This is a genomic window from Barnesiella sp. An55 (assembly GCF_002161555.1).
GTDB classification, from domain to species: Bacteria; Bacteroidota; Bacteroidia; order Bacteroidales; family Barnesiellaceae; genus Barnesiella; species Barnesiella merdipullorum.
The window spans coordinates 16,126-40,079 of record NZ_NFHZ01000014.1 but is presented as its reverse complement, the minus strand read 5'-3'; the positions used below and the strand labels follow the sequence as shown (position 1 = coordinate 40,079).

At 53.0% G+C, this 23,954-nt stretch carries 22 protein-coding genes and 1 tRNA gene; 15 read left to right on the top strand and 8 right to left on the bottom strand.

From position 1 onward, the window contains the following. Positions 1-34: 34 nt before the first annotated feature. The 9 genes from B5G10_RS09325 (at position 35) to B5G10_RS09285 (ending at position 9,060) form a co-directional block, all read left to right on the top strand. A complete protein-coding gene (locus B5G10_RS09325; protein ID WP_158098808.1) occupies positions 35-1,033 on the top strand; it encodes an EpsG family protein in 999 nt (332 codons plus the stop codon). Positions 1,034-1,035: 2 nt separating this feature from the next. Continuing rightward, positions 1,036-2,193 (top strand): glycosyltransferase family 4 protein, encoded by a 1,158-nt coding sequence (locus B5G10_RS09320; protein WP_087424469.1) that lies wholly within the window; start codon positions 1,036-1,038, stop codon positions 2,191-2,193. Continuing rightward, on the top strand, positions 2,190-3,473 hold the full coding sequence (locus B5G10_RS09315; protein WP_087424468.1) for a glycosyltransferase family 4 protein: 1,284 nt from the start codon (positions 2,190-2,192) through the stop codon (positions 3,471-3,473). Before B5G10_RS09320 ends, B5G10_RS09315 begins: the two co-directional genes overlap by 4 nt. 104 nt (positions 3,474-3,577) lie before the next feature. Continuing rightward, the gene (locus tag B5G10_RS09310; RefSeq protein ID WP_143241111.1) at positions 3,578-4,570 is read left to right on the top strand and encodes a glycosyltransferase family 4 protein; all 993 of its coding nucleotides are present in this window, start codon (positions 3,578-3,580) and stop codon (positions 4,568-4,570) included. A gap of 4 nt (positions 4,571-4,574) precedes the next feature. Beyond that, the gene (locus B5G10_RS09305; RefSeq protein ID WP_087424466.1) at positions 4,575-5,597 is read left to right on the top strand and encodes a polysaccharide biosynthesis protein; all 1,023 of its coding nucleotides are present in this window, start codon (positions 4,575-4,577) and stop codon (positions 5,595-5,597) included. Between the two features lie 12 nt (positions 5,598-5,609). Next, positions 5,610-6,746 (top strand): NAD-dependent epimerase/dehydratase family protein, encoded by a 1,137-nt coding sequence (locus B5G10_RS09300; RefSeq protein WP_087424465.1) that lies wholly within the window; start codon positions 5,610-5,612, stop codon positions 6,744-6,746. Between the two features lie 29 nt (positions 6,747-6,775). Then, on the top strand, positions 6,776-7,906 hold the full coding sequence (wecB, locus tag B5G10_RS09295) for a UDP-N-acetylglucosamine 2-epimerase (non-hydrolyzing) (RefSeq protein ID WP_087424464.1): 1,131 nt from the start codon (positions 6,776-6,778) through the stop codon (positions 7,904-7,906). Positions 7,907-7,922: 16 nt separating this feature from the next. Further along, complete coding sequence (locus B5G10_RS09290) at positions 7,923-8,663, top strand: glycosyltransferase family 2 protein (RefSeq protein WP_087424463.1); 741 nt, start codon at positions 7,923-7,925, stop codon at positions 8,661-8,663. A 4-nt stretch (positions 8,664-8,667) separates the two neighbouring features. After that, positions 8,668-9,060 carry a WbuC family cupin fold metalloprotein gene (locus tag B5G10_RS09285; protein ID WP_087424462.1) on the top strand — a complete coding sequence of 131 codons (393 nt, stop codon included), beginning with the start codon at positions 8,668-8,670 and terminating at the stop codon, positions 9,058-9,060. A gap of 82 nt (positions 9,061-9,142) precedes the next feature. Here the strand turns inward: B5G10_RS09285 and B5G10_RS09280 are convergent. The 8 genes from B5G10_RS09280 to B5G10_RS09245 form a co-directional block, all read right to left on the bottom strand. Further along, positions 9,143-9,215 (bottom strand) — tRNA-Lys (locus B5G10_RS09280). Positions 9,216-9,348: 133 nt separating this feature from the next. Then, entirely contained in the window at positions 9,349-10,041 is a 693-nt protein-coding gene (locus B5G10_RS09275; RefSeq protein ID WP_087424461.1) for an LrgB family protein, read from the bottom strand. Further along, positions 10,038-10,403, bottom strand: coding sequence for a CidA/LrgA family protein (locus B5G10_RS09270; protein WP_143241110.1), 366 nt, complete (start codon positions 10,401-10,403; stop codon positions 10,038-10,040). Before B5G10_RS09270 ends, B5G10_RS09275 begins: the two co-directional genes overlap by 4 nt. A gap of 60 nt (positions 10,404-10,463) precedes the next feature. Further along, entirely contained in the window at positions 10,464-12,374 is a 1,911-nt protein-coding gene (locus B5G10_RS09265) for an ATP-dependent DNA helicase RecQ (protein ID WP_087424460.1), read from the bottom strand. 206 nt (positions 12,375-12,580) lie between these two features. Continuing rightward, positions 12,581-14,302, bottom strand: coding sequence for a single-stranded-DNA-specific exonuclease RecJ (gene recJ / locus B5G10_RS09260; protein ID WP_087424459.1), 1,722 nt, complete (start codon positions 14,300-14,302; stop codon positions 12,581-12,583). A gap of 249 nt (positions 14,303-14,551) precedes the next feature. Beyond that, the gene (locus B5G10_RS09255) at positions 14,552-15,085 is read right to left on the bottom strand and encodes a GNAT family N-acetyltransferase (RefSeq protein WP_087424458.1); all 534 of its coding nucleotides are present in this window, start codon (positions 15,083-15,085) and stop codon (positions 14,552-14,554) included. Between the two features lie 143 nt (positions 15,086-15,228). After that, positions 15,229-16,101 carry a mechanosensitive ion channel domain-containing protein gene (locus B5G10_RS09250; RefSeq protein ID WP_241147748.1) on the bottom strand — a complete coding sequence of 291 codons (873 nt, stop codon included), beginning with the start codon at positions 16,099-16,101 and terminating at the stop codon, positions 15,229-15,231. Positions 16,102-16,176: 75 nt separating this feature from the next. Beyond that, complete coding sequence (locus tag B5G10_RS09245) at positions 16,177-17,364, bottom strand: clostripain-related cysteine peptidase (protein WP_087424456.1); 1,188 nt, start codon at positions 17,362-17,364, stop codon at positions 16,177-16,179. A 116-nt stretch (positions 17,365-17,480) separates the two neighbouring features. Here B5G10_RS09245 and B5G10_RS09240 point away from each other — a divergent pair, with 116 nt between their 5' ends. The 6 genes from B5G10_RS09240 to B5G10_RS09215 all read left to right on the top strand — a co-directional run bounded on the left by B5G10_RS09240 (position 17,481) and on the right by B5G10_RS09215 (position 23,948). Beyond that, entirely contained in the window at positions 17,481-18,308 is an 828-nt protein-coding gene (locus tag B5G10_RS09240; protein ID WP_087424455.1) for a tetratricopeptide repeat protein, read from the top strand. Between the two features lie 100 nt (positions 18,309-18,408). Continuing rightward, a complete protein-coding gene (locus B5G10_RS09235) occupies positions 18,409-19,410 on the top strand; it encodes a hypothetical protein (protein ID WP_087424454.1) in 1,002 nt (333 codons plus the stop codon). Between the two features lie 60 nt (positions 19,411-19,470). Next, entirely contained in the window at positions 19,471-20,229 is a 759-nt protein-coding gene (locus B5G10_RS09230; RefSeq protein WP_087424453.1) for an RNA methyltransferase, read from the top strand. Between the two features lie 3 nt (positions 20,230-20,232). After that, positions 20,233-21,606: a DNA repair protein RadA gene (radA, locus tag B5G10_RS09225; RefSeq protein ID WP_087424452.1), complete on the top strand. Its 1,374-nt coding sequence runs from the start codon at positions 20,233-20,235 to the stop codon at positions 21,604-21,606. A 16-nt stretch (positions 21,607-21,622) separates the two neighbouring features. Continuing rightward, a complete protein-coding gene (locus B5G10_RS09220; protein WP_087424451.1) occupies positions 21,623-23,194 on the top strand; it encodes an FAD-dependent protein in 1,572 nt (523 codons plus the stop codon). A gap of 31 nt (positions 23,195-23,225) precedes the next feature. Next, positions 23,226-23,948 carry an MBL fold metallo-hydrolase gene (locus tag B5G10_RS09215; protein WP_087424450.1) on the top strand — a complete coding sequence of 241 codons (723 nt, stop codon included), beginning with the start codon at positions 23,226-23,228 and terminating at the stop codon, positions 23,946-23,948. Positions 23,949-23,954: the final 6 nt, after the last annotated feature.

Here is a 23,954-nt window from a genome sequence, read left to right as displayed (position 1 = left end):
TTTCAAGCAATTTCCGTGGGCTCTTCCCGCAGTTATGCTGATTTTGTTTGTCTTTCTAGCCATACGTTATGAGTGGGGCAATGACTACCAGCAATATATCGACAAGTTTACGATTTATAATTCGATAAATCGTTTTGACTATTCCGACCCAGAGGAGCGTTGGGAGGTAGGATGGATATTGCTGTACAGGCTTTTCAAGCCCTTGGGCTTTTTCTCGCTGGTGATTGTACTCACGGCTTTTGAGATAGGAGTCTATTACTGGTTTATCAAGAAGTATGTGCCTCGGGAGTGGTACTGGTTTACCATATTCCTGTATGTATTCAATCCCAATTTCATGATTACGCAAGCCTCGATGATGCGTCAGACACTGGCCATGTGTATCGTATTGCTGTCGATTCCCTACATCTTCAGGAAACGATTTATCGTAGCGGCGCTGATTATCTTTTTCTCCTCGTTATTTCATAGTAGTGCCAAGATATTGCTGCCTCTTGCATTCCTGGGATATGTCAACTTGCGATTAGGCAAGCGGGGGGTAATCATCGGGATATCTTTGTTCTTGGCGGTGCTTCTTTTCAGGAGTATAGCCATGCGCATGATTGAGGATACGCTTTCTTCGGTAGGATTGAGTAAATATGCCTACTATTTCGAAGAGGGCAAAGGGGCCCCGAAATTAGGCTCGGGCATAGGTATTGTTTACCAGATAATCATCATGTGTATGATTCTTTATTATGAGAAGAGGCAAGATAGAGAAATGGGGCTGTTGTATAAGATTACGGCTATCTCGTTTTTGATCACGCCGTTAAGTATTGTAAATCAGTTGTTTGCTCGATTAGCTTATTATTTGCAGTTACCGATGTTGGCTTCTTATCCATCGTTGGTACGTAGCATCGACAACAAGATAGTGAGTGTTGGAATCCTGTTGTTGATTATGGCTTTTACGCTATATGATTTTCAGGTGTTTTTTTACTCCAGTATATATCACGATTCATTCTTTACATACCACACCATTTTTGAATCGTTTGTTTGGCGATAGAGATGAAATTATTGTTTGTTGCAGCGGTATCGCATGAGAAGTTATTGGCCGATTTGTTGAAGGAGCAACCCCGGTATTATGGCATACAGGGGCAATACTTTATGCGGTTGATACTGTTGGGGTTGAGAGAGAACGGGGTGGATGTTCGCGTCTTGTCCAATTTCCTGGGAGCGAGCTATCTACCGGCTGGAAACGCCTGTGAGCAGACCATTCGTGAAAACGGGATTGAATATAACTATTTGCCCCGAAAACGTCGGGGTGGGTATATAGGTACATGGAGAAAGGCCATACGGTTTATCAAACAGTGGAAGAAAGATGCCGGCTATGAGAAGGCTGTCGTGTTGTGCGACGGATTGAACTTTACCTTGTTGATGGCTTGCCACTTGTGCAAATGGCTATACCGTATTGAGACGGTCGTTTTCCTGACCGATATGCCTCGCTATCTGGCAAAAGGATTGCCTGCACGGGTGAGAGCCTGGATGCAGGAGTGCATCATACACCGGATGAGTGGTTTCATGACGTTGACTCGGTATATGGATGAAGATTTGAATCGGCATCATAGACCCGGTATCGTGATCGAAGGTATGGTCGATGCCTCGGTGCAAAGAGCCTCGGCCGGTACCATGCCGCGTGAGAAGGTATGCTTGTATTCGGGGTCGATACATAAAATCTATGGCATAAAGAGACTGGTCGATAGCTTTTTGCTGATGAACAGACCCGGTTGGGTGCTCGAGATTTATGGTGATGGCGATTATCGGGAAGAGCTTGTCGAGATTGCCTCGCATCATGCCTGTATAGTCTATGGTGGATTGCTTTCGCGCGAGCAAATCGTGGAACGGCAGAAACAGGTGTCGCTGTTGATTAATCCGAGACCGAGCGAATATGAATATACCCGGTACTCATTTCCCTCGAAGACCATGGAATATATGTTGTCGGGGACTCCGGTCTTGACTACGAAATTGCCCGGGATACCGGCCGAATATGACCAGTATCTCTATTACTTCGAGGGAGAGTCGGTAGAGGCCATGGCCGGGAAGTTGACCGAAATATTGTCGATGGATTATGCCTGCTGTTTATCGCGGGCAAAGGCAGCACAACAGTTTGTGATGAGCCAAAAGAACAATGTGACCCAAATGCAAAAGCTGATATCCATACTATGAGCGATAACCGGGTGAAGATAGGATTTTATTTTGGCGATGAGGGGCTGAGGGGTATCGACTGTTCCCGTCCCGACCGGGGGAATCCCGGGGTAGGGGGGACGCAGTACTGTTTCTTGCTCGTGATCTATTATATGCTTCGATTCAAACCCGATACCTATCGGGTAACTATCTATTGTACCTCCGACTGCACATTCCCCGAGGGGGTCAATGTGGTGCGGGTGAACGATATCCTGGAAGGGTTGCTTGAGTCGAAAAAGAATAACGACAGTTTCATCGTCATCAAAGACAATAAGGATAGCCGGGTGACCCGTTACATCGATGAACTGAAGCACAGGATTGTCGTGTGGGGACACAATTTCTATTTCAACGATTATGCCGACTGGGTGGCTGCGAGTCCTTGTGTAATAGCCAATGTCTTTGTTGGTCGGCAACAGTACGACCGATACATCGATCATCCTATTTGTCGCAAATCGTTGTTTATCTATAACATAGTGCCCGATGCGGTGGGCTCCAGACCGCGGACGAACGACCGGAAAACCGTTGTTTATGTGGGGTCGTTGACTCCCGAGAAGGGATTCCTTGTCGTCGCCAAGATGTGGAAATATATTTTGAGTCGGGTCCCCGAAGCCCGTTTACAGGTCGTGGGAGCCGGTAATCTGTATTCGAGAGATTGCCGATTGGGTCCATTGGGTGTGGCCGATGAGGCTTTTGAAAAAGAGTTCTTCCCCTATCTTTCAGAGGGAGGGAAGCTGTTGCCGTCGGTCCTGTTCCGCGGTATATTGGGTGCCGAGAAATATGAGCTCTTTTTGCAGTCGTCGGTGGGCATTGTCAATCCAACGGCTCGCACCGAGACTTTTGGCATGGGAGTTATCGAGATGAATTGTGCCGGCATGCCGGTCGTTACCTTAAACAAAAACGGTTATCCCGATACGGTCGAAAACGGGACTACCGGCTATTTGTGTCACTCCTACAAGTCGATAGCCGATCACGTTGTGTTTCTGCTCACTCATGCCGAGGTCAATGAACGATTGGGCCAGACAGCCAAAAGCGAGGTGTCTCGATTTGCACCCGAGTGCATTATGCCCTGTTGGTTCGACTTGTTTGACCAGTTGGCTCAAGGTTCCCCACGAATCAGTTACAGCAGACCGATAAACCACTATTTCAACAACCTGAAGTTTGTGCGGCTCTTTATACGGTTCCTGCGCAAGAGTTGTCGGCTGACTGTCATCCCGCCCTTGATAAAGATAGAATCGACAGTATATCGATGGATTAAAAGGTAACCCCGACTAAAGTATTGAAGAGGATAATGAGAGTTGCGTTAATCTTGGCTACGAGTATAGAAAAGTCGCCATATGTTCAATATTATATAGACATATATGAGCGTATGGGTGCCGATATCGAGATTATCTTGCTGAACAGAGACAAAAAGGTGATTAAGCGAGAGACTCTCCATCGCATTTATTCTTGTGATATTGTGGCCCGAGAGACAGCTCCCGGCTATCGCAAAGTGTATGATTATATTCGCTACTCCCGGTTTGTGCAAGAGGTATTGGGCAAGTCGAGCTACGACCAAGTGGTGGTCTTCACCATTGCCAATGCCTTGTTCCTGTCGCCTTATCTGCTGAAGTATTATCGGGGTAGGTATATTTTTGATATTCGGGATTACTCGCCGTTGGTGGGTTACTCGGGTCCAGTACTCCGCCGGTTGCTAAAAAATTCGTCATTGAATGTATTGTCGTCGCCGGGTTTCAGAGCCTGGTTGCCCAAGTGCGAGAGTGTGATCTGTCACAACGTGAGGCCCTCTTTCCTGGCCGACTCTGTGGGGCAGGCTCGCGACATCGATTGTAGAAATATCGTTGTGCTGACTATCGGGCAATTGCGCGACTATGAGACCAACCGGTGGGTGATGGAAAGTCTGGGCGACAAGCCCGCAGTGCGGTTGCAATTCTCGGGCAAAGGCATTGCCTGTGAATCGCTTGAACAGTATAAGGTCGAGCAAGGGTACAACAATGTGTCGTTCACGGGCTATTACCACAAGAGCGACGAGTTGTCGATTGTCGATGGCTGCGATTTCATGAATATCATATTGCCCGATGATAAATTGAGCCGGCATTTGATAAGCAATCGTTTTTATCTGGCTTTGTTGAGGCGGAAGCCCATGCTCGTTTCTGAAGGAAGCATTCAGGCCGAGTATGTAAAAAAATTCGGTTTGGGAATTGTTATTTCGGCAGAAGATAATATCTTTGATAAAATAATCGCTTATGCCCGTTTGTTCGACCCGCATGCGTTTGAACAGAATTGTAACCGGCTGTTACAGCAAGTAAAGTTTGATACAGAGGATTTTAGTAAAAGAATTTTAGATAGCTCAATCGTATAACATTATGTCGATTTTTAAAGATAAAATATTGCTCATTACCGGAGGAACCGGTTCGTTTGGCAATGCCGTTTTGCGGCGCTTTCTGGATAGCGACGTGCGCGAGATTCGCATATTCAGTCGCGATGAGAAGAAGCAGGACGATATGCGCCATCGACTGCAAAATCCCAAGGTGAAATTCTATATTGGCGATGTGCGCGACAAACGCAGTATCGATGGGGCCATGACCGGGGTCGATTATGTATTTTCGGCTGCGGCCTTGAAACAGGTTCCCTCGTGCGAGTTCTTCCCTATGCAGGCTGTGCGCACCAATGTGCTGGGCACCGAAAATGTGCTCGATTCGGCTATCGAGCATGGGGTGAAGAATGTCGTGGTACTCTCGACCGACAAGGCGGCCTATCCCATCAATGCCATGGGAATAAGCAAGGCCATGATGGAGAAGGTGGCCATTGCCAAAGGCCGCCAGTTGGGCGACTCGGCCACAACCACGATTTGTTGTACGCGCTACGGTAACGTGATGGCGAGCCGTGGCTCGGTCATCCCCTTGTGGATAGACCAGATGAAAAACGATGCCGTGATAACGATTACCGATCCCCACATGACGCGCTTCATGATGACGCTCGACGATGCGGTTGATCTGGTACTCTATGCTTTTGAGCATGGCCAAAACGGCGATTTGTTTGTGCAGAAAGCGCCGGCTGCAACGCTGGAGACTTTGGCTACTGCCTTGAAACAACTCTATGGCAAGGATACCCCGGTGAAGGTTATCGGGACTCGCCATGGCGAGAAATTGTACGAGACGCTGGTTACCCGCGAGGAGATGGCGCGCGCGGTGGATATGGGCAATTACTTCCGTATTCCCTGCGACAGTCGTGACCTCAACTACGATAAATATTTTATCGAGGGAAATGAAACGATTTCGCAGATCGAAGACTACCATTCGCACAATACACATCGGCTCGATGTCGAGGAGATGAAACAGCTGTTGCTCAAACTCGACATGGTACGCGAGGATTTGAATCTGAAGTAAAGCGAGGGGGAGATGATACGAATAGGAGTTACCGGCCAGTCCGGATTCGTAGGTACACACTTGTACAACACGTTGGGCCTTTATCCCGATGAGTTTGAGCGGGTGCCGTTTGAAGACTCTTTTTTTGCTGACCGTGAACGACTGGAGTCGTTTGTGCAGTCGTGCGATGCGATTGTACATTTGGCTGCCGTCAACCGTCACCCCGATGCTCAGGTGCTCTATGAGACCAACGTTGGGCTGGTGCGCCAACTTGTGGAGGCCATGGAAGCGACAGGAGCACGTCCCTATGTGCTTTTTTCGTCGAGCACACAGGAGGAACGCGACAACGAGTATGGCCGCAGCAAGCGCGATGGCCGACAGATGTTCGAGGAGTGGGCTCGTCGCAGCGGAGCCTCGTTCACCGGCATGGTGGTGCCCAATGTCTTTGGTCCCTTTGGCCGTCCCAACTACAATTCGTTTATTGCCACCTTTGCCCATAAACTCACCCATGGCGAAGAGCCTGTGGTGATGCAGGACAGTGCAGTGCACCTTATCTATGTAGGTAGTCTTTGTGAGCATATCGTTAAGCAGATACGTCGTCATGCCGTAGCCCTTGAGCCGCAGGTCGAGCGCGACGAGGTACCGTTCGACTTTGTCATGAAGGTGAGCGAAGTGCTCGAGCGTTTCGGGCAATACAAGAGCCTCTATCTCGAGCAGGGCATTGTTCCATCGTTGTCCAGTCGTCACGAGTGGAATTTGTTCAATACTTTCCGCAGTTACATCGATATGGCACATCACTTCCCGGTACAACTGGTGCAACACACCGATGCCCGAGGCAGTTTTGTCGAGACGGTGAAGATGGGCGTCGGAGGACAGGTGAGCTTCTCGACCACGGTACCCGGTGTGACTCGGGGCAACCATTACCACACTCGCAAGATGGAGCGTTTTGTCGTCATTAAAGGGAAAGCCCGCATCCAGCTTCGCAAGGTAGGTACCGACGAAATACTCAACTATTATCTCGACGGTGACCATCCGGCATATGTCGATATGCCGGTATGGTACACACACAACATATCGAATATCGGCAACGAAATTCTGTACGCTCAGTTTTGGATCAACGAATGGTACGACCCCAACGATGGCGATACTTACTTCGAACCGGTTGAATAAGAACCATGAAATAACTCAAGAACAAGATCATGAAACTTTTGAAAGTCCTTACTGTGGTGGGCACACGACCCGAAATCATTCGGCTTGCGTGTGTGTTGCAGAAACTCGATGCCAGTCCTGCCATAGAACATGTGCTGGTGCATACCGGTCAGAATTACGACTACGAACTCAACGAAATATTTTTCCAGGATCTGGGGTTGCGCAAACCCGACTACTTCCTCCATGCCGCAGGCAACAACGCCACCTCGACAGCGGGGCAGATCTTGATCAATATCGACCCCGTGCTCGAGCAGGAGCGTCCCGATGCCTTCCTGGTATTGGGCGATACCAATTCGTGCCTGTGTGCCATTGCCGCCAAGAAACGTCATATCCCCATCTTCCACATGGAGGCCGGCAACCGTTGTTTCGACCAGCGGGTCCCCGAGGAGAGCAATCGCAAGATTGTCGATCACATCTCCGACATCAATATGACTTACAGCAGTATAGCTCGTGAGTATCTGTTGCACGAGGGCATCCCTGCCGATCGTGTGATCAAAACCGGGAGTCCCATGTATGAGGTGCTCAACCAGTATCGGCCCAAAATCGAGGCATCGACCATACTCGATACCCTGGGTTTGGAGCGCGACCGCTATTTTGTGGTGTCGGCTCATCGCGAAGAGAATATATCGAGCGAGCGGAACTTCGGCAATTTGGTCGCCATACTGAATGGCATTGCCCGGGAATATGGCTATCCCGTTATCGTTTCGACCCATCCCCGTACCCGCAAGAAAATCGAGGAGACGGGAGTCGAGTTCGACCCCCTCATCCGGTTGATGAAACCCATGGGATTGAGCGACTATAACAAGCTGCAGCTCAATGCACGAGCCGTTATCTCCGACAGCGGAACCATCAGCGAGGAGTCGTCGATACTCAACTTCAGAGCCTTGAACATACGCGAGGCCCACGAGCGTCCCGAAGCCATGGAAGAGGCCGCGGTCATGATGGTCGGTCTCAACCCCGATCGGGTGATGCAGGGATTGGCCGAGTTGCAGAATCAGAATCTCGAGCAACGCAATTTCCGTCCGGTAGCCGATTATTCAATACCCAATGTGAGCGATAAAGTAGTACGAATTATTCTATCCTATACCGATTATGTCAAACGAGTTGTCTGGGGCGAATAATTCAGTGAAAAACACGATGAAGGTCTCCATTGTTACAGTGACTTATAACAGTGGGGCGACCTTGCGCGATGCAATCGAAAGCGTGCTGTCGCAAGACTACGACAACATAGAGTATATAATAGTCGATGGGCAGAGTACCGATGCCACGCTGGCCATTATCGATGAGTACCGAGATCGCATCTCGGTAGTCGTTTCCGAACCCGACCAAGGCATATACGATGCCATGAACAAAGGAATCGAGCGGGCTACCGGCGATATTGTAGGCATACTTAACTCCGACGATTATTTCCCCGATAATCACATTGTCTCGATGATTGCCGGCGAGTTCGATGGCACTATCGATGCCGTTTATGGCGATGTGGCCTTTATCTCGCCCTCCAATCCCCAGAAAATTATCAGGTACTACTCGTCAAAAATATTTAAGCCGTCGCGTATGATAATGGGGCTTTCGCCGGCGCACCCCAGCTTTTATGTCAAGAGAGCGTTTTATGAGCAATACGGTAAGTACAACGTCTCCTATCAGATAGCTTCCGATTTTGACCTGTTTGTGCGCTTCTTTTCGTCGCCCATGCGCTATCGGTACATCGAAAAGGTATTTGTGAAGATGCGTACGGGAGGGATAAGTACGAGAGGATTGAAATCGAAATATATCCTGAATAAGGAGATTTTGAGAATCTGCAAGCAAAACGGTATTCGCACCAATCTGTTTATCGTATTGTCGCGATACTTTTTTAAGTTGTTTGAAATAAAAGTATAAAAAGATGTTGATTGACGAAAAACTGCTCGACCGGGTGACGGCCGAGGCTCAAGCCAGCCCTCGGCTGCGCATGAATTATAATTTTCACGAGACGCTCGATGCCCCTTCGCAGCGGTTGCTCAACGCGCTCGAGCCGGGTACCGTGCTACCCATACATCGCCACACCCACACAGCCGAGACTTACATCGTGCTGCGCGGTCGGCTCAATGTCGATTTTTACAATGCCGACCGCCAGGTGACGGCTCACTATGAACTCGATCCCACGAAGGGTGCCTATGGCGTGAATATTCCCCGTGGACAGTGGCACACCATCGAGGTGCTGTGCAGCGGTACTGTCATATTCGAGGTGAAAGACGGTCCCTATACCCCGCTTGCTCCCGGCGATATATTGGAGTAGGTAACAGGAGGGCTAATTCCCAAGGCCCCCACACGCAAAAAAGAAGAGGCTATCTCATTGAAGTAGCCTCTTCTTTTTTCGGTGATCCGCCTGGGGCTCGAACCCAGGACCCCAACATTAAAAGTGTTGTGCTCTACCAGCTGAGCTAGCGAATCTAACCTTGGTGCTTTTTGTTAAAAGCGTTGCAAAGATATGTGTTTTTATCGTAATATACAAGGGCTGGGCCCAAAATTATTGTATTTAATTTTGTCTCAGGAGCCCAGGTTTATCTCTCGGGAGATTCGGTCGTTAACGCATGATGCTCTCGCATAAAGGGATAAGCAGCGAGGTGATGACCCCCATCAGGCCGATAGCCAGGCCACTGATGGCTCCTTCGACAGCACCCAGTTCGATGGCACGGGCGGTACCCAGTCCGTGAGCTGCCGAACCCAAAGCGAGTCCGCGGGCTACCCGGCTGTTGACGTGACAGCGGTCGAGTACGGCCGGGCCGATGATTCCGCCCAGTAATCCGCAGCCGAACACGATGACGGCCGTGAGCGAGGGGATGCCGTGCGAGTGCTCCGAGAGGGAGATGGCGATGGGTATCGTCACCGATTTGGGTTGCAGCGACGAGGTGATGGCCTCATCGACTCCCATGATGCGGCAGATGGCGATGACGCTCACGATACCCACGATGCCACCGGCAAAGACGGCGGTGAGCACGGGTATCTCTTTGCCTCGTATCTGCTCAATCTGTTCATAGAGGGCATAGCCCAGTGCTACGACCGAGGGCCCCAGCAGGAAGCTGATGAAACTGCTGCCGGCACAGAAGGTGTCGTAGTCGATATCGAGCAGGGTGAGGAGCCCGATGATAAGCACCATGGCTACCAGCAGCGGGTGGAAGATGGCGATGTGTTTCTTCTGTTGCAGTTTGCATCCGGCCAGGTAGCTGCCCAGGACCAGCAGGAGGATGAAGGGGGTGGAGGAGAAGATGGTATTCATTGTTCAACTCCTCCTTTCCTGCGCGATAGTTTGCGGTCGAGGTGCTCTTCGGTAAGTCCCACAACAACGATAACCAGCAGCGTGGTGACTACCGACACGGTGAGCAGTACAACCCAGTTGCTCATGAGTATCTTGTATTCGTGCATGAGTCCGATACTGGCCGGGACAAAAAAGAGAGCCATGTTGCGGGTGAGTGCCGAGGCGGCCTTATCGACGTCGCGCGGACGTATCCATCTGAGGGTGAGTGCCAGGAACAGCAGTATCATGCCGCACACGCTGCCGGGGATGAGTTTCCCGATGAGCAGGCTTACCATCTCTCCCAATACATAGAAGAGCATGATGTAGCAAAAACCTTTAATCATTTTCTTAATACCTTACTTTGTTAATACCTAAATACCTATAAAATCTTTTTCCTTATCTTTTTATGTTTTGTTCGTATAGTGGATATCGTCTTCGCTGACGACGAAACCTTCATCGCGCAAGAAGCGCAGGGCTTCGATTACCTCGTCCTCGGGATAGGGGAGCGAGGCAGTAATCTGGTTGCGGCTCACGATGCCGTTGCCGATGAATTGCTGTATGGCCCGGGCTATTTGGGCCGGGTCTTGTGCGGTCGCCTGTTCGCGTTTTTTGCGTTCGATGCAGTTGTCGCAACAGCCGCAGGTGTAGTCGTCGCTTTTTTCGCCGAAGTATTCGAGCAGCATCTGTTGGCGGCAGCGGGTCGAGGTGGCATAGGTAATCATGCTCTCGATGCGGTCGGCCATGCGTTGGCGTCGCTCTTCGTAGGCTTCGTGGGTAATTTGCACATAACGGGGCTCCATCCGTTCACGGGTATATACGATGTAGGGGGTACGCCGCCGGGGGATGTAGTGGAGTACATGCATCCGGTTCAGTTTGAGCAGGGCCTCATAGACTTCTTGTTGAGTCATCCCCGACCGTTGGGCGAGCAGCTCTTCGTGGATGTGGGTATAGTCGGCAAAGAGTCCGGTGTAGGAACGCAGCAGAGATTGCAGCACGCAATCGGTCTGCGGGTCGCAGTCGCGCAGGTTGTAGAGCTCCTCCTTGTGTACCAGTATCATGACCCGTGATAGTGAATCGGTCTCTTCGATAAATTCGATGTAGCCCGATATGGTGAGAATCTTCAACGCACTCAATACCGGGGTAGCCGTGTAGTTGAAGGTCGCGCAGAAGCGCTTCAGGTTGAACTCAAAGATCGAGTCCATGCCGCAGCCGAGGGCTATCTCGAGGAAGTTGCTCACCCGTTCATAGACTTTCAATACAAACTCTTTGTCGGGGAATTCTTCGGTGAGCCGCTTGTGCAGATTGGCTTTGTCGCGGCGGGCATAGAGCAGCACGGCATAGGCGCGGGCCCCGTCACGACCGGCACGGCCGGCCTCTTGAAAGTACTCCTCGGGAGCGTTGGGCATATCGAGGTGCACGACAACCCGCACATCGGGTTTGTCGATACCCATCCCAAAGGCGTTTGTCGATACCATTACCCGGATTTCGTCCTCCTTCCACCGGCGTTGTTTTTCGTTTTTATCCTCCTGTCCCAGTCCGGCGTGGTAGTAGTCGGCCGAAAGTCCGGCACGACTCAACATCTCAGCTACCTCTTTGGTGCGTTTGCGGTTGCGCACATAGACGATGGCGCTACCGGGTACCCGGTTGAGGATGCGTAGCAGTTGCTGCATCTTGTCTTCGCCTTGTCGTACGACATACGAGAGGTTGGGGCGGGTGAAGGGGGTGCGGAATACTCGCCCGTCGTGGAAGTTGAGTTTTTGCTGTATATCTTCGGCGACCCGGGGTGTTGCCGTGGCGGTGAGGGCCAGCACGGGAACGTGAGGCAGAATGTGCCGTATCTGGGCGATTTTCAGATAGGCCGGCCGGAAGTCATATCCCCATTGCGAGATACAGTGGGCTTCATCGACAACGATAAACGAGACCGACAGGCCTTGGATGCGGGCGGTGAATAGTTCGGTATCGATGCGCTCGGGCGAGATGTAGAGAAACTTGAATCGTCCGTAGAGGCAGTTGTCAAAGGTAACAACCATCTCGCGGCGCGACATGCCGGCATGGATATAGGCGGCTCGTATGCCCCGGGCACGCAGGTTGTCCACCTGGTCTTTCATGAGGGCTACGAGGGGGGTAATAACCAGGCAAAGCCCTTCGCGGCAGAGTGTGGGTACCTGGAAGGTGAGCGACTTGCCTCCGCCGGTAGGCATGAGCCCGAGTGTGTCGTGGCCGTCGAGCAGCGAGGTGATGATCTCTTCTTGCATGGGGCGAAATTTGTCGTATCCCCAGTACTCGTGCAATATTTCGTAGATAATCTCGTGCATGCCTTATCCGAAAAATCGGCTGCAAAAATACAATTTTATCTTTTATCCCATGATACGAACGCCTCGAAAATATAGAGGGGGAGGCTATAAAAGATAGTGCTGGTCTTGTGGCGATTTTGGATTGCCGTCTCGAAACGGAGTGGCACAAATCATTTACCCACACCTTGGGTGTGGGTAAATGTGATGGGTTTTGGATAGCTTATTGATTATTCCGAAGGACGTATATCCTTGATAAACAACTGGATCGATCCGCTGTTGTGGGTGTTCTCCTCGATGGTGTAGCAGATGTCAAACGGTTTGCCCGCCTTGATGTGATCGAAATGGCGGCTCATGTTGAAGGCGATGCCGTTCATGATGTTCTTCGACTTGCTATCGACCAGTTCCAGTTTCACATGCTCGTTTTTCTTGCCTACGAGCCGGCTTGTACCATAGTCGGTCACATGTCGTGTGCTGAATATGGGCTTTTGGTTGCCGGGCCCGAAGGGGTTGAACTGCTTGAGCAGGGCAAAGAATTCGGGGGTGATTTCGTTGAAGGCGATTTCGGTGTCGATATCGATTTGGGGCTCCATCTGTTCGGGCAGAATGTGTTTGGCCACATGCTCTTCGAACCGGGCGGTAAACTCCTTGATGTGCTCCTCTTTCATCGAGAGGCCCACGGCATAGGTGTGGCCTCCGAAGTTCTCGAGCAGGTCGCGGCACGACTCTACTGCCTTGTAGATATCGAATCCCTGTACCGAGCGGGCCGAGCCAGTGGCCAGTCCGTCGGAGAGGGTGAGTACCACGGCCGGGCGGTAGTAAAGTTCGGTGAGACGCGAAGCCACGATACCGATGATGCCTTTGTGCCAATCCTTGTTATAGATGACAATCGATTTGCGGTGGTTGATGTCGATATGTTCCTCGAGTATCTTGCTGGCCTCCTCGGTAATACGCTTGTCGAGTTCCTTGCGGTTCTCGTTGTACTGGTCGATGTTTTGGCTCTTTTCGAGCGCACCAGCCATATCCTTGGCTACCAGCAGATCGACTGCCTCTTTGCCCGATTGCATACGCCCCGAGGCATTGATGCGGGGGCCTATTTTGAATACGATGTCGCTGATGGTGATGTTTTTGTTGTTGAGACCACATACCTTCAGGATACCCCGTAACCCCATGCTGGGGTTGGAGTTGAGCCGTTTGAGCCCGTGATAGGCCAGAATGCGGTTCTCGCCGGTGATGGGCACGATGTCCGAGGCGATGCTCACGGCTACCAGGTCGAGCAGTGGTTCCAGGTCGGCCGCAATATCGATGCCGTTGTTGAGGGCAAAACCTTGCATGAACTTGTAGCCCACGCCGCACCCCGACAGGTGTTTGTAGGGATAGGTCTCTCCCTCGAGTTTGGGGTTGAGAATAGCCACAGCTTCGGGCAGTTGGTCGTCGGGCATGTGGTGGTCGCAGATGATGAAATCGATGCCCTTGCTCTTGGCATAGGCAATTTTCTCTACGGCCTTGATACCGCAGTCGAGGGCGATGATGAGCGTGATGCCGTTCTCGGCAGCATAGTCGATGCTCTTGTCCGATATGCCGTAACCCTCGTCGTAGCGATCGGGGATGTAATAGTCGAGCCCCGAGTAGAAATTCTGTAAGAACTTGTAAACCAGCGATACGGCAGTCGTTCCGTCCACGTCGTAATCGCCATAAATCATAATCTTTTCTTTACTCCCTAATGCGCGATTCAGCCTCACTACCGCTTTTTCCATATCTCGCATGAGGAACGGATCATGGAGATCGGAAAGCTGGGGTTTGAAAAACTTCTCCGCTTCGGCGACAGAAGTTACCCCTCGTTGAGCGAGTAGTTTACAGAGCGCGGGGACCCGCGGGTATCGGGCCTCTAATCTCCGGGCTATTTGCTGTTCGTCTGATGTAAGGGGTAAGTAATTCCATTTACTTATCATTTATATTGTTTTTATTTTTTATCGCTCTCGGTTCCCGCTGCAACCGGTCGGGAAATTGCATCTTTGCCCCGACAGAACCGACGGGAAAAACGGGGCTCTTGCCAAGCTATGTGGCTTGCCCTCATTTATATAGCAATGAGTAGGAGATGTAATTGCTTACAGGCAGTCCTTTTTCACCTCATTATTGCCGTAAAGTTATAAAAAGACATTCAATGTTGAACCGTTTTTGCACATTAAAATTGCAATTCTTCAAAATTTTAACGTCGCCGATTCGCTACGGTCGAGAGAGGTTTGTGCGGTCAACAGCAATTCGTAATCGACTACGTCGAGCCACTGCCCCAATTTGTAGCCTACCTCCTTGAATAGCGATACCTGGGAGAATCCGAGTCGCTCGTGAAATGTGCGGCTGGCCTCGTTGTTGCCGGTGATACAGGCTATCAATGCCCGATAGCCCCGGGCCCGGCACTCGCCGATGAGCTTCAGCATGAGCTGTTTGCCAATGCCTCGGCTTTGGCTCTCGGGCGACAGATATACGGTGGTTTCGAGGGTGTGCCCGTAGGCGGCCCGCTCTTTCCAGGGGTGGGCGTAGCAATAGCCAACGATGACGCCTCCCTCCTCGGCCACGAAGTAGGGATATTGGTTGGCAATGTGAGCGATGCGGTCGTGCATGGCTTCGACCGTGAGTGGCTGGGTCTCGAATGAGATGGTGCTGTGTAGAATATATTCGTTGTAGATGCCCGTAATGGCAGCGGCATCGGTCTGTGGATTTACCTCTCGTATCATTGTATCGTCTCTTTTTGCGCACGAATATACAAAGAAACCGCAAACTTCTCGTGCAGGCGCGGCAGCTTTCCCCTGGAAAAATGCGGGAGGCATACTCGTTTGCGAGTATGCCTCCCGGTAATCAGTGAATAGGTTGATGTCGTTTATTGATCGACCATGTGTACATCGACTTGCGGATAGGGGAAGTGCAGGTTGTACTTCTCGAACTGTTTGTAAACCTGTTCGTTGAAGTCGAAATAGACACCCCAGTAATCTTCGGCTGCAGCCCAGGCGCGCACGGTAATCTCGATGGCACTGTCGGCCAGGCTGCTCAGAGCTACAAACGGAGCCGGCTCGGTCAATACGCGCTTGTCGGCGGCCAGCAGTTGCAGAATCACCATGCGGGCCGTGTCGAAGTCGTCGCCATAGGCGATGCCAATCGTCCAGTCCACCCGGCGGCGTCCCTCTTTCGAGTAGTTGTTGAGGCTGCCGGTCGAGAGCCCTCCGTTGGGGATGATGATGGTTTTGTTGTCGGGGGTATTGAGGATGGTGTTGAATATCTGAATCTCTTTCACCGTGCCCGAGTAGCCTTGGGCCTCGATGAAGTCGCCTACCTTGTAGGGCTTGAAGAGGAGTATCATCACTCCGCCGGCAAAGTTTTGCAATGTGCCGCTCAAGGCCATACCTATGGCGAGACCGGCCGAAGCAAAGATGGCCAGGAACGAACTGGTGTTGATACCCAGCACCCCAATGACGATGACGATGAGGATGAGCATGAGGATGATGCGGATGAGGCTCAGCAGGAAGGTGCGCAGCGAGAGTTCGACGTTGCGGCGGACGAAGGCTTTGGCCACGAAGTTGTGGATGCGGTTGATAATCCATTTACCAATGAAGAAGATAGCCAGGGCGATGGCAATCTTGACCAGGCCGTGCAGGATGGCGTCGATAGCTTGTTCGACGAATTGTTCGAGCGAGAGCGACGAGAGCGACGAGAGTTTCTGCTGCCAGGTCTGCGCCACTTCTTCAGGAGCTGGCATTTCGGGCGTTTGAGCCCACAGCGTCAATAGGGAATTAAGAATAGACATAATTGAATGATAGGGTTAAATGATTTTTCAATAGTTGGTTGGATAGACTTGCTGGTACCAGTCGAGGGTGGTGTAGTAGCTGTCGAGGGTGGCATCGCCGCTCCCCAAAGCGTAGCAACTGAGCCCGCAGTGATGATATATGGGAAGTGACCCCAATATCGATGGGGTGGCCGCCTGGTATAGCACACACTCGGCGAGAGCCTGGTCGAGGCGGGCCATCTCGTCGTCTGTGGCTATTTGCGACAGGTAGTCGCGCAAGTCGAAAAATATGTAGGGACGTTGCCGATCGAAGTGCTGAACCCCCGAGAGGTCGGGAGCCGCTTCGTTGCTGTGTGCCTCGAAAATCGGGCGGACAGCGTCGGCTAGTACCTCAAGCTTGCCGCAATCAATCAGGCTTGTCGTAGCGGTGCGATAGACTCCCGACATGCCGTTGTAATAGTCGTAGATCGATTGGCACACATTCCCCAGATTGAGGGTGTAGTCAAACAGCAGGGGGATGTTGAGGGTGTAGGGCATACCGGCGCCCATTACTTCGGCTACCGAGCCTATGTAATAGTCGGTTTTGTTGCGCAGCTGGTAGGCACACTCGACCCCACCCATGAAACAGACGTCGGTGAGGATGAACCGGAACCGATGGTCGGGCAGAGCATCGGCCAGTTCGTCGAGTTCCATATAATACGAGCCGTCTTGTCCGAACGAGCGGGTAGGGGGGCCTTGCAATCGCCTCCGCGAAAGGGCCAGCGACGAGTTGCCCGGGACCCATCCCGTGCTGTGCGACCACAGAATCAATCCATATTCGGCTGCCGGGAACAGTTGCATCGTTTCGTCAATGACCGACCGCATGACCTCGCCCGAAGCCGAGTTGCGGTCGGGGTATTCCTTGACTACTACCTGTTGGGCCTGCCCCGACAAGTTTCGCTTGATCTGAATCAGTTGCGGGTTGGTGTCGTAGCCGTCGCGATAGATGACAAGGTTGCCTCCGTTCAATTTACCGGCTGCTGCAACCTGCATCATCTCGTCGATATTGTGCGAGTCGAAGCCGTAGCTCGACCCCAGGTTGTTGTTGGCCAGCATATAAACCAGCACCGTGCGATTCACGGCTGCAGGTTCGGGGTCGTCCTTGCAACATCCGGCGAAAAGAGTGGCGATTCCTATCCATAGCAACAAGGCCCATCGGCCCGTGCGGGTAAGAAATATCGAGCGGTAATGTTTCATATTTCGCAAAAATAACAGAATTTTTTTCAAGGACTGTTTTTTTTGAGTACTTTTTAGAATCTCGATAGGTGTATGTAATGCTTAAAGACCTACCTTTGTTAGGTAAAATTTTGACGATGAAAAAGATTGGGATTATAGTGCTTATCCTGTGTCTGCCTCTGGGACTGTGGGCACAGAGCTATTATCAGTGGGTCGAGAAGGCCGACAGTTGCATCAAGGCCAAAGACTGGCTTGGGGCCGAGCATGCCTTGTTGAGTGCGTTGCGCACCGAGCCGGCCAACGGGCAGAACTCGCTGCTCATGTCCAATCTGGGCACCGTGCAGCGCTATGCCGGCAAATATAACGAGGCTCTCAAGAGTTACTCCAACGGCCTGTTGATGACCCCCAACTCGGTTACGCTGTTGCGCAATCGGGCGGCTCTTTACTCCGAAATCGACAGCATCGATCTGGCCTACAACGATTACAGTCAAATCCTGATGATCGACGATACCGACGAGGATGCCCTCTACCAGCGAGGCCTTATCGAACTGGGGCGAGGCGACACGGTTTCGAGTCGGGCCGACTTTGAGCGCCTGCTCAAACTGAATCCTGCCAGTGCCAACGGCCGCATCGGTTTCGCCTCGTTGCTGAAGGTGATGGGCTATTACCCCGAGGCCATCGAGGTCTATTCGCAGGTTATCAAGTTCAACCCCGAGAAAGAGATTCTCTATGTGGGTAGGGCCGAAGCCTATCTTTTTGCCGGACAGTATGCCAAGGCCGACAAGGATATCGAGAAGGCCATGGAGCTTGACCCCGACGACCCGGTGGTGTATGTGCTGCGGGCCCTGGGCAAGTTGGCTCGGTATGAGCGGGAGTCGGCCAAGGCCGATTTGAAACGGGCTGTCGAGTTGGGCTATGACCGGCAGGCCGCCGAGCGACTGCTGCAGGAAGACGATGAAAAATAGTTCTTGCGGCATGGACGCTTGAGCCCGTTGCCGGTCGAAAAAATAAAGATTTTTTTTCTCTTCTGTTGTGCCGACGAAAGAAAATTCATACCTTTGTTGTATGATTGGATTGGCGCGTCATATTGAATACTTGTTGTTGCATAACGACCGGGTTTCTCTCCCGGGCGTGGGTATGTTTGCGGTTCTCTATCGTCAGGCACAGTTGATGCCCGACGGGAGTTCGTTTCTGCCCCCGATGCGTCATATCGAGTTTCGTCCCGGTGAGACCGGCGACGATGAACTCTTGCTCCGCTCGGTCATGCGGGCCGAGTTTATGACTCGCGACGAAGCCTGCGAGGCAATTGCCGTTGAGGTCGATGCCATCCGTCGGGCCGTCGAGGCTGGCGAAGCGTATCGATTGGGGCGGCTGGGCTGTTTTGTACAGGCCGACGGGCAGTTGAGTTTCCGTGTCGATGGAACCAACTTTATCGAATATCCCCGGTTGGGATTTGCCCCTGTCGAGGTAACTCTGCTGGAAGAGCCCGAAGCCGAGAATGAATCGCCGACCGTCGAGGAGACCAAGGCCCCCGATCGCATCTATATCTCGTTCCCCCGTCGCGCTTTGCGGGCTGCGGCTGTGGCAGCTGCGGTCATCGTCTTTTTGCTGATGCTGTCGAAGCCTGTCAATACCCCCGACACCACGGTCAACTATGCCGGCGTGCTTTCGGCCGAACTTTTCAGCACCGCAGGCGATACGGCCCAATTGCTCGAAATCGATGAGGCCGACGAGTCTGTTGCCGATGCAGCGATTCCGGGCGATAGCGCCGAGGCACCGGTCGAATCGGTTGCCCCCGAAGCTGCGGTAACTCCTGCAAACTCCACTGCCGATACCTATTATATCATAGTCTCGTCACTTCCCTCCAAACGTTTGGCCGAGAAACAGATCGAATGTTTCCGTCAGCAAGGTGTCTCGTGCGACCTGCACATCTATGAAACCCCGCGCAAAGCCCGGCTTTATGTAGCCTCGTTCGGCGACTTCGAGGGGGCTCGTCAATACCTTGCAAGGCTGGTCAAGGAGCAACCCGTTTTTGCAAACGCCTGGATTATGAATACCGGCCATTGAGTGCCGTAGCGTGGGGCCGTTGAGGGAGCCTCACGAGTTTATCGAATTATCGGATAAGCAATGCTTAGTAAAAATCAAATCAAACGCATACAGTCGCTCGCCCGCAAGAAGGGACGGCGCGACGAAGGCTGCTTTATTGCCGAGGGTAATAAACTGGTCGAAGATACATGGGAGGCCTTTGAGTGCGACCTGTTGCTGGCCACCCGCCGGTGGATTGAGTCGCATCCCCAGGCCTGCTACCGGCAGGTGCAGGAGGTAACCGACCAGGAGATGGCCAAGGTGTCGCAACTTACTACCCCGGCCGATGTGATGGCCATATACCGCATACCCCGTTATCGGCTCGATGTCGAGGCTCTGCGGCACGAACTGGTGTTGGCGCTCGACACGGTACAGGACCCCGGCAACCTGGGCACGATTGTGCGTCTGGCCGACTGGTTCGGTATCCGACACATCGTCTGCTCGCCCGAGACGGCCGATCTCTACAATCCCAAGGTGGTGCAGGCCACCATGGGGGCTTTGGCGCGTGTGCGGCTCTACTATACGCCGTTGGCTCAGTTTCTTGAGGCAATGGATAGGAATACCGTCTATGGCACCTTCCTCGACGGTACCGACATCTATCGGTCGGCCTTGTCGTCTCACGGTGTCATTGTGATGGGCAATGAGGGCAACGGCATATCGCCCGAGCTCGAACCCTACATAGGCAGCCGTCTCTATATCCCCAGCTATCCGGCCGGGCAACCCACCTCCGAGTCGCTCAACGTGGCCGTGGCAGCGGCCATTACCTGTGCCGAGTTCCGTAGGAGGCAAATCGTATCGTAAAATATGGCAAAGACAAAATCGGTTTATTTTTGTAACAATTGCGGGGCCGAGTCGCCCAAGTGGATAGGCCGTTGCCCGGTGTGCGGCGAGTGGAATACCTATGTCGAGGAGGTGGTGAGCACGAAGCCCGCCTCGTCGGGGAGTAGCGGATATGGTTTGTCGGGCGAGAGCAAGGTGCGCCCGCAGCGTATCGACGACATTCAGGTGACCGAGGAGTCGCGCATCGACCTGGGAAACGGAGAACTCAACCGGGTGTTGGGCGGAGGACTCGTGCGCGGGTCGCTGGTGCTGATAGGCGGCGAGCCGGGTATAGGCAAGTCAACCCTTATCCTTCAGACCGTTTTGGGGCTCAAGGGATATAAGATATTATATGTGTCGGGCGAGGAGAGTGCCCGGCAGTTGAAGTTGAGGGCCGAGCGCATTGGCGGCAGTGCCCCCGACTGCTATATCGTGTGCGAGACTTCGCTCGAAGATATTTTCGTGCACATACGCAATGTGAATCCCGATATCGTGGTTATTGACTCGATACAGACCATTGCCACTACGGCCATGGAGTCGTCGCCCGGCAGTGTGGGGCAGGTGCGCGAGTGTGCCGCCTCGTTGCTGAAGTTTGCCAAGCAGACCAATACCCCCGTGCTGCTTGTGGGTCATATCAACAAGGAGGGGAGCATTGCGGGTCCCAAAGTGCTCGAGCATATCGTCGATACCGTGTTGCAGTTTGAGGGCGACCGTCACTATATGTACCGTATTCTGCGTTCGATTAAGAACCGTTTCGGCAGCACGTCGGAGCTGGGCATTTACGAGATGCGGCAGAATGGTCTGCGTGAGGTCTCGAATCCCTCGGAGATGCTGCTCTCGCAAGACCACGAGGGGTTGAGCGGCGTAGCCATCGTCGTTACCATCGAGGGGGTACGCCCCTTCCTCATCGAGACTCAGGCGCTGGTAAGTACGGCGGCCTATGGAACTCCGCAGCGTTCGGCCACGGGGTTTGACTTGAGGCGCATGAACATGTTGCTGGCCGTGCTCGAGAAGCGGGTGGGGTTCAAACTGGCCCAGAAGGATGTCTTTCTCAACATTGCGGGAGGCATCAAGGTCAACGACCCGGCGATGGACCTGGGGGTAATCAGTGCTATTCTTTCGTCGAACATGGATATGGCCATCGAAACCGGTACCTGCATGACCGGCGAGGTGGGACTCTCGGGCGAGATACGTCCCGTAAACCGCATCGAGCAGCGCATCCTCGAGGCCGAGAAACTGGGCTTCAAGCGTATGCTCATCCCGCAGAACAATCTCAAGGGGTTCGACACGTCGCGGCTCTCTATCGAGCTGCTTCCGGTGCGCAAGGTCGAGGAGGCCTTCCGCCAACTTTTCGGATAAACAGAATTATGGAATTATGATTCAGGAATTGCAATTGAGAATTTTGCCCGAGCAGGCCGCCTCGGAACAGAGCATAGCGGCGTATGTGGCTCGTGAGCAAGGTATGGATATACGCACGATAAAGAGTGTGAGGGTGCTCAAGCGATCGATCGACGCTCGCCAGCGCACGGTGATGGTCAATGTGAAGGTGCGGCTGTATGTCAACGAGTTCCCGCAGGACGACGAGTTCCCTCGCATCGAGTATGGCGATGTGTCGGGCAAGCCTCGGGCCATTGTGGTGGGAGCCGGCCCGGCCGGATTGTTTGCCGCCCTGCGCCTCATCGAACTGGGGGTGCGACCCGTGGTGGTCGAGCGGGGAAAGAATGTGCACGACCGCCGCAAAGATATAGCCCGCATCAGTCGCGAGCAGCGCATCGACCCCGAGTCGAACTACAGTTTTGGCGAGGGTGGTGCCGGGGCTTTCTCCGACGGGAAGCTCTATACCCGCAGCAAGAAGCGGGGAAATGTCGATCGCATTCTCCAGATCTTTTGTCAACACGGGGCTTCGGTATCGATTCTCTCCGATGCCCATCCGCATATCGGGACCGACAAGTTGCCGGCCGTCATTGAGCGCATGCGTAACCGCATCATCGAGTCGGGCGGTGAGGCCCATTTCGAGACCCGCATGGAGAGTCTCATCGTCGAGGGCGACGAGGTGCGGGGCATTGTCACGGCCGACGGTCGAGAGTTCACGGGCCCTGTCATTCTGGCCACCGGCCACTCGGCCCGCGACGTCTATTACATGTTGCACGACAAGGGGGTAGAACTCGAGGCCAAAGGCATTGCCGTGGGGGTGCGTCTGGAGCATCCCCAGCAATTGATCGACACGATACAGTATCACAATCCTCACGGTCGGGGCAAATACCTGCCGGCTGCCGAGTATAGCTTTGTGACCCAGGTCAACGGACGGGGCGTCTATTCGTTCTGCATGTGTCCCGGCGGATTTGTGGTGCCGGCTGCCAGCGGGCCCGAGCAGATTGTGGTCAACGGCATGTCGCCGTCGAACCGGGGGTCGGCCTGGGCCAATTCGGGAATGGTGGTCGAGTTGCAGCCCGAAGATTTTGCCGATCGCTTCTCGGCCTACGGGGTGCTGGCCGGTATCAAGTTCCAGGAAGATCTTGAGCGCCAGTGCTACCTCAACGGCAATTGCAAGCAGACGGCTCCCGCCCAGCGCATGACCGATTTCGTCAACCGGCGCAACTCCTACGACCTGCCTCGGTCGTCCTATTCGCCGGGACTTATCGCTTCGCCATTGCACTTTTGGATGCCCCCCTTTATCGTGACTCGTTTACAAGAGGGATTCAAGCACTTCGGAAAGGTGTCGCACGGCTTTCTCACCCGCGAGGCGGTGATGATTGGGGTAGAGACCCGAACCTCGTCGCCGGTGCGGATACCCCGCGACAGGGAGACCATGACGCATATTCGTCTGCGGGGACTCTATCCTTGCGGCGAAGGTGCCGGTTACGCCGGTGGCATCGTGTCGGCCGCTATCGACGGCGAACGTTGTGCCGAGGCGTTGGCTATGCAACTCACCGGCAAACAATCGTGACCCGCAACCTGTTTTTATAAGCGGTTTTTATATGGATGAAAGAATGAAACTGACTTATCTTTTTCACAGCGGATTTTTGCTCGAGGCCGATGGCTTTGCCATCGTGTTTGACTATTACCGTGGGGGTGAGGCAATACTCGACGAGGTGTTACGCCGGCAGCAACCCCTCTATGTGCTGGTGTCGCATGAGCATCGCGACCACTACAATCCCGAGATATTGACTTGGAGCCGGTCGCATGGCCGCATCTGTTATCTGTTCCCGCGAGAGATGGCCGGTCGCAAAGAGTTGGCGACTTTGTCCAATGCCGTGTTTTTGAGTCGGGGTGAGTCGTATGCCGACGAACGTCTGCAGGTAACCGCCTTTGGCTCGACCGACCTGGGGGCTTCGTATGAGGTTGAGACCGGCGGGCGCACCATCTTTCATGCCGGCGACCTGAACAACTGGCACTGGATAGACGAATCGACCGAGGCCGAGGTACACGAGGCCGAGGAGGCCTATCGGGCCGAACTCGACTATCTGGCCCGGGAGGTCGAGCGTTTCGATGTGGCAATGTTTCCTGTCGATGCCCGGTTGGGTAGCGACTATATGCGGGGTGCCCGGCAGTTTGTCGAGCGCTTCGAGGTGGGACTGTTCGTGCCCATGCACTTCTATCCCGCTACGGCCAAGGCCGAAGCCTTTGCCCCTATTGCCCGGCAGCACGGTGCCGAATTTGTGCTGCTGAGTCATACTGGAGATTCTGTAACTATAAAATGAGACAAT

What these genes read in the sequence shown, in the direction of transcription:
- B5G10_RS09325 (WP_158098808.1), top strand. Translation starts at nt 35, where the DNA reads ATGCTGATTTTGTTTGTCTTTCTAGCCATACGTTATGAGTGGGGCAAT.
- B5G10_RS09320 (WP_087424469.1), top strand. Translation starts at nt 1,036, where the DNA reads ATGAAATTATTGTTTGTTGCAGCGGTATCGCATGAGAAGTTATTGGCC.
- B5G10_RS09315 (WP_087424468.1), top strand. Translation starts at nt 2,190, where the DNA reads ATGAGCGATAACCGGGTGAAGATAGGATTTTATTTTGGCGATGAGGGG.
- B5G10_RS09310 (WP_143241111.1), top strand. Translation starts at nt 3,578, where the DNA reads ATGGGTGCCGATATCGAGATTATCTTGCTGAACAGAGACAAAAAGGTG.
- B5G10_RS09305 (WP_087424466.1), top strand. Translation starts at nt 4,575, where the DNA reads ATGTCGATTTTTAAAGATAAAATATTGCTCATTACCGGAGGAACCGGT.
- B5G10_RS09300 (WP_087424465.1), top strand. Translation starts at nt 5,610, where the DNA reads ATGATACGAATAGGAGTTACCGGCCAGTCCGGATTCGTAGGTACACAC.
- wecB (WP_087424464.1), top strand. Translation starts at nt 6,776, where the DNA reads ATGAAACTTTTGAAAGTCCTTACTGTGGTGGGCACACGACCCGAAATC.
- B5G10_RS09290 (WP_087424463.1), top strand. Translation starts at nt 7,923, where the DNA reads ATGAAGGTCTCCATTGTTACAGTGACTTATAACAGTGGGGCGACCTTG.
- B5G10_RS09285 (WP_087424462.1), top strand. Translation starts at nt 8,668, where the DNA reads ATGTTGATTGACGAAAAACTGCTCGACCGGGTGACGGCCGAGGCTCAA.
- B5G10_RS09275 (WP_087424461.1), bottom strand. Translation starts at nt 10,041, where the DNA reads ATGAATACCATCTTCTCCTCCACCCCCTTCATCCTCCTGCTGGTCCTG.
- B5G10_RS09270 (WP_143241110.1), bottom strand. Translation starts at nt 10,403, where the DNA reads ATGATTAAAGGTTTTTGCTACATCATGCTCTTCTATGTATTGGGAGAG.
- B5G10_RS09265 (WP_087424460.1), bottom strand. Translation starts at nt 12,374, where the DNA reads ATGCACGAGATTATCTACGAAATATTGCACGAGTACTGGGGATACGAC.
- recJ (WP_087424459.1), bottom strand. Translation starts at nt 14,302, where the DNA reads ATGATAAGTAAATGGAATTACTTACCCCTTACATCAGACGAACAGCAA.
- B5G10_RS09255 (WP_087424458.1), bottom strand. Translation starts at nt 15,085, where the DNA reads ATGATACGAGAGGTAAATCCACAGACCGATGCCGCTGCCATTACGGGC.
- B5G10_RS09250 (WP_241147748.1), bottom strand. Translation starts at nt 16,101, where the DNA reads ATGCCAGCTCCTGAAGAAGTGGCGCAGACCTGGCAGCAGAAACTCTCG.
- B5G10_RS09245 (WP_087424456.1), bottom strand. Translation starts at nt 17,364, where the DNA reads ATGAAACATTACCGCTCGATATTTCTTACCCGCACGGGCCGATGGGCC.
- B5G10_RS09240 (WP_087424455.1), top strand. Translation starts at nt 17,481, where the DNA reads ATGAAAAAGATTGGGATTATAGTGCTTATCCTGTGTCTGCCTCTGGGA.
- B5G10_RS09235 (WP_087424454.1), top strand. Translation starts at nt 18,409, where the DNA reads ATGATTGGATTGGCGCGTCATATTGAATACTTGTTGTTGCATAACGAC.
- B5G10_RS09230 (WP_087424453.1), top strand. Translation starts at nt 19,471, where the DNA reads ATGCTTAGTAAAAATCAAATCAAACGCATACAGTCGCTCGCCCGCAAG.
- radA (WP_087424452.1), top strand. Translation starts at nt 20,233, where the DNA reads ATGGCAAAGACAAAATCGGTTTATTTTTGTAACAATTGCGGGGCCGAG.
- B5G10_RS09220 (WP_087424451.1), top strand. Translation starts at nt 21,623, where the DNA reads ATGATTCAGGAATTGCAATTGAGAATTTTGCCCGAGCAGGCCGCCTCG.
- B5G10_RS09215 (WP_087424450.1), top strand. Translation starts at nt 23,226, where the DNA reads ATGGATGAAAGAATGAAACTGACTTATCTTTTTCACAGCGGATTTTTG.